General features: G+C 75.5%; 9 protein-coding genes and 3 tRNA genes. 7 read left to right on the top strand and 5 right to left on the bottom strand.

What is annotated here, in order from left to right; genetic code table 11:
- Positions 1–86: 86 nt before the first annotated feature.
- Positions 87–3,626: a PAS domain-containing protein gene (locus tag ACFVUY_RS01955; protein ID WP_387726726.1), complete on the bottom strand. Its 3,540-nt coding sequence runs from the start codon at positions 3,624–3,626 to the stop codon at positions 87–89.
- Between the two features lie 177 nt (positions 3,627–3,803).
- On the opposite strand from ACFVUY_RS01955, the gene ACFVUY_RS01960 reads away from it, so the two are divergent.
- The 6 genes from ACFVUY_RS01960 to ACFVUY_RS01985 all read left to right on the top strand — a co-directional run bounded on the left by ACFVUY_RS01960 (position 3,804) and on the right by ACFVUY_RS01985 (position 10,284).
- Positions 3,804–3,897 (top strand) — tRNA-Ser (locus tag ACFVUY_RS01960).
- Between the two features lie 226 nt (positions 3,898–4,123).
- Positions 4,124–4,199: transfer RNA gene (locus ACFVUY_RS01965), tRNA-Arg, on the top strand.
- A 31-nt stretch (positions 4,200–4,230) separates the two neighbouring features.
- Positions 4,231–4,306 (top strand) — tRNA-Arg (locus ACFVUY_RS01970).
- Positions 4,307–4,667: 361 nt separating this feature from the next.
- Positions 4,668–7,799, top strand: a complete 3,132-nt coding sequence (locus tag ACFVUY_RS01975) for an Ig-like domain-containing protein (protein WP_387726728.1) — start codon at positions 4,668–4,670, stop codon at positions 7,797–7,799.
- Positions 7,800–8,056: 257 nt separating this feature from the next.
- The gene (locus ACFVUY_RS01980; protein ID WP_387726730.1) at positions 8,057–9,268 is read left to right on the top strand and encodes an SPFH domain-containing protein; all 1,212 of its coding nucleotides are present in this window, start codon (positions 8,057–8,059) and stop codon (positions 9,266–9,268) included.
- Positions 9,265–10,284 carry a C40 family peptidase gene (locus tag ACFVUY_RS01985; protein WP_387726732.1) on the top strand — a complete coding sequence of 340 codons (1,020 nt, stop codon included), beginning with the start codon at positions 9,265–9,267 and terminating at the stop codon, positions 10,282–10,284. Before ACFVUY_RS01980 ends, ACFVUY_RS01985 begins: the two co-directional genes overlap by 4 nt.
- 99 nt (positions 10,285–10,383) lie before the next feature.
- Here ACFVUY_RS01985 and ACFVUY_RS01990 read toward each other — a convergent pair whose 3' ends face one another.
- On the bottom strand, positions 10,384–11,337 hold the full coding sequence (locus ACFVUY_RS01990; RefSeq protein WP_387726734.1) for an aldo/keto reductase: 954 nt from the start codon (positions 11,335–11,337) through the stop codon (positions 10,384–10,386).
- Between the two features lie 154 nt (positions 11,338–11,491).
- Here ACFVUY_RS01990 and ACFVUY_RS01995 point away from each other — a divergent pair, with 154 nt between their 5' ends.
- Positions 11,492–11,692 (top strand): hypothetical protein, encoded by a 201-nt coding sequence (locus ACFVUY_RS01995; RefSeq protein WP_359913925.1) that lies wholly within the window; start codon positions 11,492–11,494, stop codon positions 11,690–11,692.
- Positions 11,693–11,746: 54 nt separating this feature from the next.
- Here the strand turns inward: ACFVUY_RS01995 and ACFVUY_RS02000 are convergent, their stop codons facing one another.
- Genes ACFVUY_RS02000 through ACFVUY_RS02010 form a run of 3 tightly spaced genes read right to left on the bottom strand, consistent with a single transcriptional unit; the run spans position 11,747 to position 14,410 of the window.
- Positions 11,747–12,778 (bottom strand): endo alpha-1,4 polygalactosaminidase, encoded by a 1,032-nt coding sequence (locus tag ACFVUY_RS02000; protein WP_387726736.1) that lies wholly within the window; start codon positions 12,776–12,778, stop codon positions 11,747–11,749.
- 22 nt (positions 12,779–12,800) lie between these two features.
- Positions 12,801–13,496 carry a spherulation-specific family 4 protein gene (locus ACFVUY_RS02005; protein ID WP_387688830.1) on the bottom strand — a complete coding sequence of 232 codons (696 nt, stop codon included), beginning with the start codon at positions 13,494–13,496 and terminating at the stop codon, positions 12,801–12,803.
- Positions 13,493–14,410 (bottom strand): NAD-dependent epimerase/dehydratase family protein, encoded by a 918-nt coding sequence (locus ACFVUY_RS02010; RefSeq protein ID WP_380630565.1) that lies wholly within the window; start codon positions 14,408–14,410, stop codon positions 13,493–13,495. Before ACFVUY_RS02010 ends, ACFVUY_RS02005 begins: the two co-directional genes overlap by 4 nt.
- Positions 14,411–14,420: the final 10 nt, after the last annotated feature.

The following is a 14,420-nucleotide window of genomic DNA, read 5'->3' on the forward strand; positions in this document are numbered from 1 at the left end:
CGGCCGCCCCCGTACGGAACGGGGGCGGCCGGCCCTTTCACGTGCCCGAGTGCCCGGGAGTCGCAGAGAGCCGACCCGCGGCGGAGTCAGCCCGCGGCGGCGACGCCCGCCTCGCCCATCGCACCGATCCGCCCGAGCAGGTCGACGATCCGGGACTGGACGTCCTCGCTGGTCGAGCGCTCGGCGAGGAAGAGCACGGTCTCGCCGGTGCGCAGCCGGGGCAGTTCGCGCGGGTCGAGGTCCACGGAGGTGTAGACCACCAGCGGGGTGCGGTGCAGCCGGTCGTTGGCGCGCAGCCAGTCCAGCAGGCCGACCCGGCGACGGCGGATCTGCAGCAGGTCCATCACCACCAGGTTGGGCTGCACACTGCTGGCCCGGGCCACCGCGTCGTTCTCGTCCACCGCGTGCTCGACGTGCATGCCGCGCCGCTCCAGGCTGCTGATCATGGCGGCGGCGATGTCCGGGTCGCCCTCGACCAGCAGCACCCGCGGAGCGTGGTGCTCGCCGTCGCGCGGTGCGAGGGCGCGCAGCAGGACGGCCGGGTCGGCCCCGTACGCCGCGTCCCGGGTGGCCTGGCCGAGGCCGGCGGTGACCAGCACCGGGACCCGGCGGTTGAGCGCCGCGGTGCGCAGCGACTGGAGCGCGGTGCGGGTGATCGGACCGGTCAGCGGGTCGACGAAGAGGGCGGCGGGGAAGCCGGGGACCTGGGCGTCCACCTCCTCGCGGGAGCGGACGATCACCGGCAGGTAGCCGCGCGCCTGGAGGGCCTGCTTGGTGGCGGGGTCGGGCTCGGGCCAGACCAGCAGCCGGCGGGTGTTGGCCAGTTCGCCGGTCGGGGCGGACGGCTGCTCGTCTGCGGGCCGCTCGTCGGCGGGCGGGAGCTCGGCCATCGCGCGCGGCGCGGTCCGGTGGGCCTCGGCCGGTACGGGCGGCTGCGGCGCGGTGGCGGGCACGGGCGCGGGGCCGAGCTGGCGCGGCGGGGCGAGCTCGCCCAGGCCGGTGCCGACCGGGCGGGGGCCGGACGGCTCCTCGGCGGCGGGCAGGGCGGCGCGGGCGGGCGCCAGCGCGGTGCCGGGGGAGGGCAGTGCCTGGCCGACCTGGCCGACCTGGCCGACGTGCTCGACCTGGCCGACCGAACCGGCCGGAACGGAGGCGTTCACCAGGGCCTCCGGGTCCGGTCCCGGCGGGACGGCCAGTCGGCGGCGGCGTCCGGTCGGCGCGGCGGCGCCCGGTTCGGGCAGCGCGGGCGCGGGACCGGCGGGCAGGGCGTGCTCCAGGCCGGGGTAGACCGGGGTGTCGGCCGCTCCGGGCAGGGCGAAGCCGCCGGAGGACTCCTCGGTCGAGGGCAGCGCGCGGCGGCGCCGGTGCTTGGTCTCGCCCGGGGCCTGCTCCTGACCGGCCTCGGTGGTCGGGGCGGTCGGGGTGCCGGTCGGCGGGGTGCCGTCCGGGGCGGTGGGCGCGGGGGCCGGGCCGAGCGCGAGCGGCTCGCGCCCGCCGGGGCGGTTCGGCGGCGCCCGGTGGCCCTCGACGGGCACGGCGTAGGCGGGGCCGGAGCGGCCGTCGTCCTTGCCCCACGGGTCGCTCTGGGCGCCGTCCGGTCCGGGCAGGCCCTGGCGGCCGTACGCGGGGTCGTTGCCGGTGCCGTTCCACTGCTCGGGGACGGCCCGCTCGACCCGGGCGGGGGCGTTCGGCCACTGGTCGGCCGGAATGTCGGGGGCATCGGGAGTGCCGGGAGTGCCGGGGGTGTCGGACTCCGGGGCCTCGGCGGCCGGTCGGCCTCGGCGGCCGCGCCGTTCGGCGGGGGGCTCCTCGGCGGGTGCCCGCTCCGCGGCGGGGGCTGCGGGGGCCTCGGCGCCGGGCTGTTCGGCGGTCGCCGCGGGCTCGGCGCTCTCACCGCTGCTGGGCAGCTGCGGGATGCCCGGAAGTTCGGGCAGGACGGCGCTGTCGCTCTCCTTGGGCCGGTCGGAGCGGCCTTCGGCGGCGGCGCGCTCGGCGGCGGCCTTCGCGGCGACCGGGTCCAGCGGCAGCTCGACGACGTACGTGGTGCCGGCCTTGCCGGGCAGCTCGTGCGGCTGGAGCACGCCGCCGTGGCGCTCGACCACCGCGCGGGCTATCGGCAGGTGGACGGGGCTGCCGCCGACGCCGGGGCCGCGGATCTCGACCCGGGCGACCTCGCCGCGCTGGGCGGCGGCCAGCACGACGGTCGGCAGGTCGGGTACGGGCGGCAGCGCGGGGGTGGCGGCGCCGTTCAGCCCGGGCACGGCCAGGCCGGGGGAGGGGGCGTCGGGGGGGTCCAGGGCCAGTCCGATGCCGCTGACGTCGGCGACCAGGTGGGCCAGTGCCTGGGCGAGCCGCCGCTCGTCGGCGATCACCTCGACCGCGGCGGCGTGCACCGAGAACCGCACCCGGCCGGGGCCGACCAGCTCGCCGGCCACGTCGACGGCCCGGCGGACCACCTTGTCCAGGCCGACCGGCACCCGGGGCGCGGGCGTCCGCCCGTCCTTGGCGTCCTTGCCGGCCTTGGGCTCCTTGCCGTCCTTGTTGTCCTTGCCGTCCTTGGCCTCGCTGCCGGCGCTCTCGCCGGCCTCGCAGCGCTGGTGGTCGAGCACCCCGTCGATCAGCTTCCCGAACCGGCGGCACTCGGCGGCCAGCCGGCGCAGTGTCCAGTTGGCCTCCGGCCAGAGCTGGCCGGCCGGGTCGGCGGCGAGCGCGTCGAGCCGCTGGTTCAGCGCGTTCAGCGCGCCGCCCAGCTCGCTCTCCAGGACGGCGGTGAGGTGCTCGTTGCGGGCGACCAGGGCGAGTTCGCGGCTGCGGTCGGTGAAGGTCATCACCGCGCCGACCAGCTGGTCGCCGTCCCGGACCGGGGCGGTGGTGAGGTCGACGGTGACCGGCCGGCCGTCCTTGCGCCACAGCACGGTGCCGCGCACCCGGTGCTTGCGGCCGGAGGTCAGGGTGTCCAGCAGCGCCGACTCCTCCAGCGCCAGCGGGGTGCCGTCGGCCCGGGAGTGCTGGATCAGCGGGTGCAGTTCGCGCCCGCCCAGCTCGCTCGCCCGGTACTCCAGGATGTGCGCGGCGGCCGGGTTGACCAGCACGCAGCGGCCTTCGAGGTCCACGCCGAGCACGCCCTCGGCGGCGGCGCGCAGGATCATCTCGGTCTGCTTGTGCTGGCGGCGCAGCTCAGCCTCGACGCCGAGCCGGCCGGAGAGGTCGCGGACCAGCAGCAGGAGCAGGTCGGAGGAGGAGGGCGAGTTCTCGCGGTACGAGTCGTACGGGGAGCGCGCGTAGCCGCGGCCGTCGCCGTCGTCGGCGAAGTCGTTGCCGGAGACCTCGACCGGGAAGGTGGTGCCGTCGGTGCGGTGGGCGGTCATCCGGACCGGGCGGTCGAGGGCCTCGTCGTCGCGGGTGGCCGGGCGCATCGAGCCGGGGATGCGGCTGGGGTCGAACTCCGGCAGCAGACCCAGCACGCCCATGCCGACCAGTGAGGTGCCCGGCGCCTGCAACGCCTGGACCGCCGCGCTGTTGGCGTCCACGACGGTGCCGTTGCTGTTCACCAGCAGCAACGCGTCGGGCAGGGCGTCGAGTATGGCGGCGAGGCGAGCAGCGCCTCGGATCGGCCTGCTGCTCACGTCGACAGGTCTCCTCGGCTCGGGGCAGCTCCTCCGGAGACGGCAGTATCTCATTCTTCTTTGCGGCGGGGTCGACCCGCCTAGTAACGTTGGCGGTGGTTGGTGCCGAGCCCCACGGTTGTGGCATCATCACTGACACACGGAACGGGTCCGCTCGCGCGGATGCGATCCATGTGGGGAGGCTTCGCCTAGTCCGGTCTATGGCGCCGCACTGCTAATGCGGTTTCGGGGTTATTCCTGATCGAGGGTTCAAATCCCTCAGCCTCCGCCAGTCGGGAGCCCCCGTCGACGATCTCGTCGACGGGGGCTCTTCGCGTTCCCGGACACAGTGCGGGTACGGGTGCGGGCGCGGGTGCGGCCCGGAGCGGGGCCCCGAGCGCGGCCGCGGCGGGGCCGGAGGGGGCCGGCGGGGGCCCGGATCAACCGATTTCGTCCTACGCCGCAGGTCATGTAATGTTGTCCCCGCAACGCCCCGGAGACAACGTTCGCCAGGGCGAGCGCTCATAGCTCAACGGATAGAGCACTTGACTACGGATCAAGAGGTTGCAGGTTCGAATCCTGCTGAGCGCACCAACCTTCGCAAGATCGGGTTCGCCCGTTCCTTGCGCTCATAGCTCAACGGATAGAGCACTTGACTACGGATCAAGAGGTTGCAGGTTCGAATCCTGCTGAGCGCACCATCGAGAAGCCCCCGGCCACCGGCCGGGGGCTTCTTCCGTTCCCCGGCGCGCCGAACCTCTGATTCGAACAGAGCCTTGCGGTGGATGGTTCCGTCCCGGAGGCCGGTGTCCCCCGGATGGGTCCGGAGTTCCCGTTCTTGCGTCCGTTCGAGTGGTGCCGATTGCCGCCTAATGGATGAAATGCAGCTGTTTCGGGTACATCCCGTCCTGCCGCCCGAATGACCGCCGATCGGGTGGGACACGGCCAAAAGCACAGGTGTCGCCGTATGCCCGGCCCAGGGTCGTGATTCCTTTTTGTCGGATCTTGTGCAGCCTGCCCGCCTGCCCGCCAGCCCGGCAGCCGACCGCGAAGGAGAGCCGGATGAGCCGACAGTTTTCCCTTACGGCTGCCGCCCTGGCCGTCCTCGCGACCGGGCTGCTGACCACGTGGAACGCCCCGCTCTCGGAGGCCCGCCAGTCCCCCGACACCTGGTCCGCCGAGCACCGGGCGGTGCTGCCCTCCGGGCTTTCGGTCCGGTTCGACCTCGACGCCGCCCCGGGCACCGGCGTCACCGCCGCACCGGGCGAATTGGCGGACCGCTCCGCCGCCGCTCTCCCCGCCGCCCGCTATGCCGACGGAATGCGGCCGGGAGATCCCGCGCAGACCTTCGACCTCGCCCCCGACCGCCCGCAGGCGGACGGCTCCTGGCGCACCGTGGGAACGCTCCGGCTGGATTTCTCCCGCCCGGTCCGCAATCCCCGGCTGCACCTCAGCGGCCTGGCCGCGCTCGCCATCGGGAATTCCGGCAGCACCAGCACGGCAACCCGGCTGACCGTGACCGGGGGCTCGCCGGCCGCCCCCGCCCTGGTCGACCGCACGGACTGGCCCGGCTGGACGGTCGAGGGCAACGTCCTCGCCCCCACGAGCCCGGACGGGGCGTCCGACGGCGATCCCGGTTCGGCGGCCGAGGGCTCGCTGGAGCTGGCCGGCACGGTCCGCACCGCGGTGTTCCGGGTCGAGCAGCGCTCCGTCGCCCGGGCCGGCAGCACCACCGCCCCGCCCGTCCTGCGTCAGGCCTACACCGTCACCGTCGACGAGGGCCTCGGCACCGCCCCGCAGGACTACGGCAACGCCTCGCACGTGGTCACCGACCTCTTCCTGGGCGCCGACGCGGCCGGTCCGGCGCGCACCGCCGGCAGTCGTTCCGCCAAGGACCCGGGCAGCGGGCCGCAGGTCCGGCCCGACCACGGGGCGGCCCCGCACAGCCCGTTCGACAGCCCCCGGGCCGGGCTCCAGCCCGGCCGCGGCGAGTACCAGGGCGCCGACCCGGCGATCGTCTTCCCCGCCGAGGCCGCGATCGGAAGCTACTACCGGCTCACCGTCCCGGTCGCGGTCGGCGACCAGCCCGCGACCCTGGCCGGCTGGATCGACTTCGACCGCACCGGCCGGTTCGACCCCGCCGAGCGGGTGCAGACCGAGGTCCCGCCGGGCGCCGACACCGCCACCCTGGAGTGGACCGTCCCGGCCGGTGCGGCCTCCGGCGGGACCTGGGCCCGGCTGCGGATCGGCCGCGACGCCGGCCAGCTCGTCTCCTCCGGTGGGTTCGCCGACTCCGGACAGGTCACCGACCAGCGGATCGAGCTGACCGTCGGCGCGGCCCTGCCGGAGATCGCCGAGCCGGTCGACGGGGCCGTGCTCGCCGACGCCCGCCCGCGGATCGCCGGCGGGGGCGCGGTGTCCGGTGCCACGGTGGAGGTCGTCGAGGGCGACACCGCGCTCTGCAAGGCCAAGGTCCTGCGCGGCGGCGACTGGTCCTGCCGCCCCGACGCCGGGCTGGCGGCCGGTCCGCACGCCCTCACCCCGGTGGAGACCACCATCGGCGGTGTGGTGCTGCGCGGCGAGCCGGTCGGGGTCAGCGTGAAGAGCGCGCCGCCGGGCGCCCCCACGCTCACCGTCCCCGCCTACACCAACGACCCGGGGCTCCGGCTCACCGGCACCGGCGAGGCGGGCAGCACCGTCTCGGTGGCCGAACGGGGCTCGGGCGACGACCTGTGCATCACGGGGGTGCCGGCGGACGGCAGGTGGTCGTGCCTGCCGGTCGAGAACCTGACGGACGGGAAGCACCTGCTCACCCCGGTCGCGGTCGACGCGGCGGGGAACCGGACGGCCGGGCCGCCGGTGGAGCTGGTCGTCGACACCGGCCTGCCGCAGCGGCCGGTGCTCACCTCCCCGGCCCCCGGGGAGACCGTGCGGGTCAGTCGGCCGAAGCTGGCCGGCCGGGCGGAGCCGGGAGGGAACGTGCTGGTCACGGTGCGGCCCGGGGCGTCCTCGGAGACGGAACGGCGGACGGTGCTCTGCGGGGCCACGGCGGCGTTCGACGGGAGCTGGAACTGCACGGCCAACCGGGACCTGACGGACGGGGACCAGTGGCTGCTCGTCACGGCGACCGACCGGGCGGGCAACGAGGTCGCGGCGGAGCCGGTGCCGGTACGGGTCGCCGCCGCGGGGGCGGTGCCCGATCCGGCGGCGCCGGGCCCCGCGGTGCCCGGTCCGGCGGCGTCGGGCCCCGCGGTGCCCGGTCCGGCGGCGTCGGGCCCCGCGGTGCCGGGGTCGGTGTCGCCGAGTCCGACGGCACAGAGTTCGGCGGCGGTCGGTCCGACGGCTTCGGCTCCGGCCGCGGGGGTGTCGAGCCCGGTGGCCGGGAGCCCGACCCGGTCGGCCTCGGCCCGGCCCGGCCCGACGACGGCAGCGACGACGGTGACGGCGTCCGGTCCGGCGGCGAGTCCTGTGGCACCCGGGTCGGCGGCGCCGAGCCCGGTGGCGGCCGGTGCGTCGGCGGTGCCGTCGCACCTCGCCGGGTCGGGCCCGAGCGCTCAGGGTTCGGCGGTGGCCTCGCCGAGTCCGTCGGTCGCGGCGGTGCCTTCGGAGGTGCCCGCGGCGCTGCCGATCGTGGTTCCGTCGGCGGGAGCCCGGCCGGTGACGGCAGGTCCGGTGACGGCGTCGTCGGTGGCGGCGAAGTCGCGTCCGAGCGCTTCGGTCCCGGCGGCGGCCACCGCGACCACCGCGTCCGTCGCGTCCACCGGGCCCGTCGCCCCGATCCCCTTGCCCACCGCGACCGTCTCGCCGGCTCCGCCTCCGGCCCCGGCCCCGGCCGACGGTGTCGGCGCCTTGCCGGCTGCCGTCGCCGCGGTGCAGTCCGCGCCCTCGCCGGCCGGAACCGCCGGAACCGCCGGAACCGCCGGAACCGCCGGAACCGCCGGAACCGCCGGAACGGTCGCCGGAACCGCCGGAGCTGCCGACTCGGCCGGAGCCGCCGCCGAACCCGTCGCGTCCACCCGGGACGCGGCCCGGCCGTTGGCGGCGCCTCCGGCGGAGGCGTCGCAGGGCGCGTCCGGACCGCCCGGGGAGGCCGGCCGGCGCGGTGGACTCGCCGGAGTCCTGCTGGTGCTCACCGGCCTGGGGCTGATCACCCGTCGGGTGTTCGCCCGCAGGGCCGGTGCTCCTCGACGCTGATTGGCGCCGAACTGTCCCGACCATCCGCTCATGTGCCTGCGCGTCAGGTCGGCTTTGGATGATTCGTCAGTAAATGTCGACACACCTCGGTTCAAATGTCGCATTTGATGACGTATGAACTTAGCCTGACCCTGGCACTGCCCGTCAGATCCGGGCCGCCCGTTGCGCGACACACCGACCCAGAGGATCCGTGCATGGACGTCACCCGCGATTCTTCGCAGCGACCCGACAATCTGCCCAAGGTGCTTCCGCCGGCAGTGCCGGAACGTTCCGCCTTCGGCTCCAGCCCGCTGGCCAGAACCACGGCCATCAGGACCGTCACGGCGGACGGCCCGGCCGACAGCGGGCCGGCGACCACCCCGCTGGCCGTCGTCCCGAGCCCCGCGCAGGGCGGCCCGGCGGACCGGCGCGACCCGCTGGAGACGGCCGCCCCCGAGACCGTCGAGCTGCTGGACGCCACGGCGGCCGGAACCGCGACCGTCACCACCTCCCGGCGCCCGCCGCGCGCCGACCAGGCGCTGCGCGAGCACCGCGCCGCCGCGCTGCCCGGCTGGATCGCCCTGCTGGCCGTGCTGATCGGCACGGCCGGTGTGCTGTTCGTGCTGCTGCGCACCGGCGTCATCCCGTACTGGGACGCGCTGCCCGACCTGCGCGGCACCGCCGCACAGGAGAGCGGCCGGGTGGAGGCGGACGCGCAGTGGATCGTCGCGGCGGCCGCGGCCGGCCTGCTGGTGCTGCTCGCGCTCGCCGGACTGCTGGCCAACGCGGGTGGCGAGACCCGGGTGCTGACCCGCTGGGGCCGCTACCGGGGCACCGTCCGCCGGGCCGGTCTGGTCTGGGTCAACCCGCTGCTGCGCCGTCGTCGGGTGGACGTGCGGCTGCGGCACTGGCGCAGCGAACCGGTCAAGGTGGTGGACCGCACCGGCACGCCGATCGTGGTCCGGCTGCTGATCGTCTGGCGGGTCAAGGACACCGCGCGGGCGCTGCTGGCGATCGAGGACCACGAGAGCTACCTGCGCGAGCAGGTACAGGCGGTGCTCACCCGCACCGCGTCCACCCTGCCGTGCGACAGCAACGCGGCCCCCGGTCCCGCGTTGCGCGACGGGCAGTGGTTCGCCGACGAGATGACCAGGGCGCTGGCGGCCGAGGCGGCCCCGGCCGGCCTGGAGGTCTACTCGGTGCAGCCGCTGGCCCTGGAGTACGCGCCCGAGGTGGCCGAGTCGATGCGCCGGCGCCGGCTGGCCGACCTGGACGCGGGCCTGCGCACGGTGCTGGTGGACGACGCGGTGGAGGCGGCGGCGCTCGCCGTCCGCCGTCTGGAGCGGGCGACCGCGCACGAACTGGACGAGGCCGCCCGCAGCGCGCTGATGGAACAGCTGCTGGTCGCCTTCGTCGCCCCGGCCGGAGTGGCCGCCTCGGTACCGTCCCCGGCCGCCCGCGCCGGGCGGAAGGAAGGACGACCCGCATGAGGATAGCCACCGGCGCGTACGCCGAACCCGTCGTCGCCATCGGCTCGGGCGGTCCCGACGGTGATCCCGGTCTGATCGGCTTCGAGGAGCGACTCGGCAGCATCCCCGCGATCGCGGGCTGCGGCTGCCCGAACTGCGTCGTCCGGCCGCGCGCCGCCCGCTCCGCGGCGGCGGCCGGCGGCAGCCGAATACACCGGGCCGTGCGGAGCACCTGTCTGGCCACCACCGTGCTGGCGGGCGCCGGCGTCGTCGGCCTGACGGCCGGCGCCGGATCCGCGCACGCCGCGGCCGGGAAGCAGGGCTGGGACGGGTCCAAGTACTGGTTCAAGAACGGCTCCGGCGAGTGGCGTTGGACCAGCCACTACGACGTCTACGCGAGCCGCACCGGTCAGTCCGCCGGCTCGGCCGGCGCTTCCGCCCGGGCCGGCGCCACCGCCCAGGCCGCCTCCAACGGTTCGGCCTCCTCCGCCGGGATGCGCCAGGGCTGGGACGGGTCGAAGTACTGGTTCAAGAGCGGCAGCGGCGAGTGGCGTTGGACCAGCCACTACGACGTCTACGCGAGCCGCACCGGGCAGTCCGGCGGCTCGGCCCAGGCCCCCGCGCAGCCCGCGCCCCCCGCGAGCCGTCCGTCGGCCAAGTCCTCGCCGGCCCCCGGAAACATGGAGGCGGCCATCGACTACGCGCTCGCCCAACTGGGCAAGCCGTACGTCTGGGGCGGCAACGGCCCGTCCGGCTACGACTGTTCGGGGCTGGTCCAGCAGGCCTACCGGCGCGCGGGGATCAGCCTGCCGCGGGTGGCCGACGACCAGTACGCGGCGACCACGCCGATCAGCGCCGGGCAACTGCGCCGCGGCGACCTGGTGTTCTGGTCCGACAGCGGCCGGGCCTCGGGGATCCACCACGTGGGGATCTACCTGGGCGGCGGCACCTTCGTGGAGGCGCCCCGGCCGGGGACGACCGTCCGGATCTCGACCCTCAGCCCGGGCTACTACCCGACCCACTTCGGGCGGCCGTAGCCGCGGAACCCGAACCGGGCCCCGACAGCGCGCCACTGTCGGGGCCCGGACCGTGTTCAGGGCGGCTGCGGGGCGGAGCAGCCGTGGCGCCGGGCCGGCTCAGGCGGAGGCGGCGTCCAGCAGGGCGGTCTGCTCCGGGGTGAGCTCCAGGGTGGCGCCGGCCAGCAGCGGCGGGAGCTGCTCGACGGTGCGGGCGCTGGCGATCGGGGCGGCGACCGTCGGACGGGCGGCGAGCCAGGCCAGGGCGACGGAGGCGAGCTCCACCTCCAGCTCCGCGGCGACGGAGTCCAGCGCCTCCAGCACCTTGGGGCCGCGCGGCTCGGCCAGGTAGCGGGCGGCGCCCTCGGCGCGGGCGCTGTCCACGCCGTCGACCCCGGGACGGTACTTGCCGGTCAGGAAACCGGAGGCCAGCGCGTAGTACGGGACGGTGGCCAGACCGTGCTCGGCGACCACGTCGGCCAGCGGGCCCTCGAAGGTGCCGCGCGAGACCAGGTTGTAGTGCGGCTGGACGGCGACGTACTTCGCCAGGCCCTCGCGCTCGGCGAAGGCCAGCGACTCGGTGAGCCGCTCGGCGGAGATGTTGGAGGCGGCGACCGCCCGGACCTTGCCCTCGCGGACCAGCTCGTCCAGCGCGGTGACGAACTCCTCGACCGGGGTGTCGTCGTCCCGGTGGGTGTAGTAGAGGTCGATCCGCTCGACCCCCAGGCGGCGCAGCGAGTCCTCGGCCGCGGCCTTGACGTTGGCGGCGCCGAGGCCGCTGCGCTCGGCGTGCATGCCGACCTTGGTGGCGATCACCACGTCCTCGCGGTTGCCGCGGCTGCGCAGCCAGTTGCCGAGGACGGTCTCGGACTCGCCGCCGGTGTTGCCCGGGGCCCAGGCGGAGTAGACGTCGGCGGTGTCGACGAAGTTGCCGCCGGCTGCCGCGTAGGCGTCCAGGACGGCGAAGGACTGCTGTTCGTCGGCCGTCCATCCGAAGACGTTGCCGCCGAGGGAGAGCGGGAAGACGGACAGGTCGGAGGTGCCGAGGCGGACCCGGCTGTGGTTTCCGGTCATGGGAGAAGTCAACCGGATTGCGCGGCTGGGCATTCCGTGAACCGCGCGGTCTTCACGGAGCCGTCGTACCGCTGTCGCACGCGGGGGTGGTGTGTTCCGCGCGACGGGGGTCCGGGGTGTGCCCGAGGTGGGCGGATTCGTTAGAGTCCGTGCCATGGCTGACAACGACTACGACCCCGCCGGCAGCACCCAGATGTTCCGGGCGTTCGTCGACGAGAGCCCGGCGCCCCAGGCCCCGGGCAACGTTTCCACCTACGGCAGCAGCAAGAGCGGCAGCCGCACCGGCGTGATCGCGCTGATCGCCGTCGTCGTGCTGGTCGCCCTGGGCGGCGTGATCTGGCTGGCGGTCAAGTGACCCTCGCGCGGGTGACCCTCGTCCGGGTCACCCGCGCGACGGGAGTTGAGCTCCTCAGCAGGGCTTGCGCCAGGCGTCCAGTTCGAGCTTCTTGCGCATCGAGCTGAACCCCAGCGACTTGGCCTTGCCGCAGAACCGGTCCGTGTCGAGCTTGTACTCGACGTGGAAGACCGCCTTGCCCGCCTTGACGAAGGGGGCGACGCGGTCGCACTCGTCGAACTGCGAGCACTCCTCGTTGACCGCGAAGTCGAAGTCCGCGAGCAGCGCCGGGATCTGGTCCAGGTCGTTCTTCAGGCCGATCGCCAGGCCGCGTTCGTGGGCGAGCTGCGCCAGCATCCGGTTGTACTTGAGCTGGTCGTCGGCGGTCAGCGGGAAGCCGCTGTTCTGGTTGTAGGCCTCGATGGTGTCCGGCTCGATGGCGTCGAAGCCCTTGCTCCGGCACATGTCGAAGCGGGCGGCCATCAGCGGCCTCAGCTGGTCGAGCTTGCGGATGTCGAACCACTTCTCGCCCTTCCAGCCGGTGTCCGAGCCCTGGAGGGACTTGGCGAAGGCGGCGGAGTCGGGGCGGAAGTTCTCCCAGGAGCCGGCGTTGATGTAGCAGATCACCTTGCGGCCCTTGGCGTGCAGCGCGGCCACCACCGAGGCGTCGTTCTCGAAGCCGTCGATGTCGTAGACCGGGACGTCCACCGACTGGTCGACGGCGCCGCCGAGTTGCCACTGCCAGGCCAGGCCGGGGGTGGGCTGCCAGCGGGCGCCGGTTGGTGGCGGTGCCGGGTTGCCCGGCGGGGTGCCGGTGCCGGGCGGGGTGACGGGCGGCGGGCTGCCGGCGGGCGTGCCCGGGGCCGGCGCGCCGGTACCCGGGGTGGTGGGCCCGGGGGTCGGGGTGTCCGGGGCGGTGGTGGCCGCGTCGGGGGTGCCGGGGGTGCCGGGGGTGCTCGGGGCGGTGGCCGCGGGGGAGTTGCTCGGGGTGCCGTCGGCCGAGTCCTGGTCGTCCTCCGATCCCGAGCTGCTGCACGAGCTGACCAGCAGGGCGGTGGCGGTGGCGAGGGCCAGGGTGGCCGGAAGCAGCCGGTTGCGACGGTTCACGGTAGTCGAACTCCGGATCGGGTCAGGTCAGTTCAGCGGCGTTCAGGCCGTACGGCAGGGTGCGCCAGGGGTTCTCCCCGGCTCCCGGTACGGCGCAGCCGACGCCGGCTCGCCGGGCGGCGATCAGGGCGGCGGCGTCCTGGGCGTTCTCGGTCGGGACGTCGTAGACCAGGTGGCAGAAGCGGGAGGCCGCGTGCCGGCCGGTCCACAGCGGCAGTGTCATGTCGCGGTAGGCGTCCCAGTCGCCCTCGAAGGTCACCAGCAGGTCGGCCAGGCCGACCTCGGCGTAGCCCGGGTCCGGGTGCTCGCCGTGGCCGAACACCACGGTGCCGCAGCCGGCCGCGCGGGCGGCCGTGGCCAGCCGCCGGTAGTGCGCGAGCGCGCCCGGGTGGGTGGTGACCTGGTCGAAGTAGACGCCGGTGATGCCGTGGCGCTGACGGTAGGTCAGGATGTCGGCCACCACGGCCGCGTGCGGCCGGCGGCCGTAGTCGGTGTCGGTGTAGCCGACCAGCGGCAGTCCGGCGGAGCGCAGTCGGTCGGCCGCCTCGGCGAAGACGTGGTCCGGGACCTCGCCCGGACCGTCGGCGAGGTTGAGCACGACGGCGGCGATCCGGGCGGGGTCGGCGGCGGCGACCGCCTGCCAGGCCGCCGGGTCCACCGCGGGGTGGACGTACAGCGGCACCAGCAGGCGGCCGTCGGGGGTGTGCCCGGTGGTCATGCGACCACCGGGTCGGGCGTGGGCCCGGCGGTGCCGAGCCACAGGTCGCGCAGGGTGTCGGCGAGGTCCGTCTCCGGTCGCCAGCCGAGCTCCCGGGCGGCGGCCGACACGTCGGCCTGCTGCCAGGAGACCGCGGCCGAGCGTTCGGAGCCCGCCCCGCTCTCGTCGATCCGTCCGGTGAAGCCGGCCGCGGCGACCAGCCCGTCGGCGATCGCCCGGACCTGCCGGGCCCGGCCGGAGGCCAGGTTGAGCACCCGGGGCAGCGGACGTTCGGCGGTGACGGCCAGGCCGACCGCCCCGGCCACGTCCCGGGCGTCGACGAAGTCGCGGTAGGCGGAGAGGTCGCCGACCGTGATCACGCCGTCGGCGCCCTCGGGCGCCACCCGGCGCAGCTCGGCGGCCAGCCGGCCGGGCAGCGAACCCGCCGGGGCGCCGGGGCCGACCGGGTTGAACACCCGCAGCACCACGGCGTCCAGCGGCGAGCCGGCCACCGCGAGGGAGCCGGCCAGCTTGGTCGCGCCGTACACGCCGACCGGGCGCGCGTCGGCGTCCTCGGTCAGGGACTCGCCCTGCCCGCAGACGCCGTACTCGCCGGCCGAACCGATGTGCACCAGGCGGGCCTTCGGGGCGCCGAGGGAGAGCGCCTCGCAGAGCACCGCCGGGCCGCGGGCGTTCACCTCGGCGAGCTTGACCGCGCTGCCGGCCACCGCGCCGGCGAAGTTGACCACCGCGTCGGGGGCCAGCGCGGACAGTTCCTCGCCGAGCGGGCCGGCCTGGGCGGTGGCCAGGTCCAGCCGGAGATCGTGGGCGGGCCGCCGCCCCGCGGTCAGCACGGTGGCACCGGGCAGTGACCGCAGGACGGCGGTGGCGTGACGGCCGAGGAAGCCGTCGCCGCCGAGGAGCAGAATTCTCACGCGGCCCGTC

This window comes from Kitasatospora sp. NPDC058063, assembly GCF_042885395.1.
Classification (GTDB): domain Bacteria; phylum Actinomycetota; class Actinomycetes; order Streptomycetales; family Streptomycetaceae; genus Kitasatospora; species Kitasatospora lactacystinica.

Excerpts from the sequence above, each read along its gene's own strand:
- ACFVUY_RS01975 (WP_387726728.1), top strand. The coding sequence starts at position 4,668 with ATGAGCCGACAGTTTTCCCTTACGGCTGCCGCCCTGGCCGTCCTCGCG.
- ACFVUY_RS01995 (WP_359913925.1), top strand. The coding sequence starts at position 11,492 with ATGGCTGACAACGACTACGACCCCGCCGGCAGCACCCAGATGTTCCGG.
- ACFVUY_RS02005 (WP_387688830.1), bottom strand. The coding sequence starts at position 13,496 with ATGACCACCGGGCACACCCCCGACGGCCGCCTGCTGGTGCCGCTGTAC.
- ACFVUY_RS01985 (WP_387726732.1), top strand. The coding sequence starts at position 9,265 with ATGAGGATAGCCACCGGCGCGTACGCCGAACCCGTCGTCGCCATCGGC.
- ACFVUY_RS01990 (WP_387726734.1), bottom strand. The coding sequence starts at position 11,337 with ATGACCGGAAACCACAGCCGGGTCCGCCTCGGCACCTCCGACCTGTCC.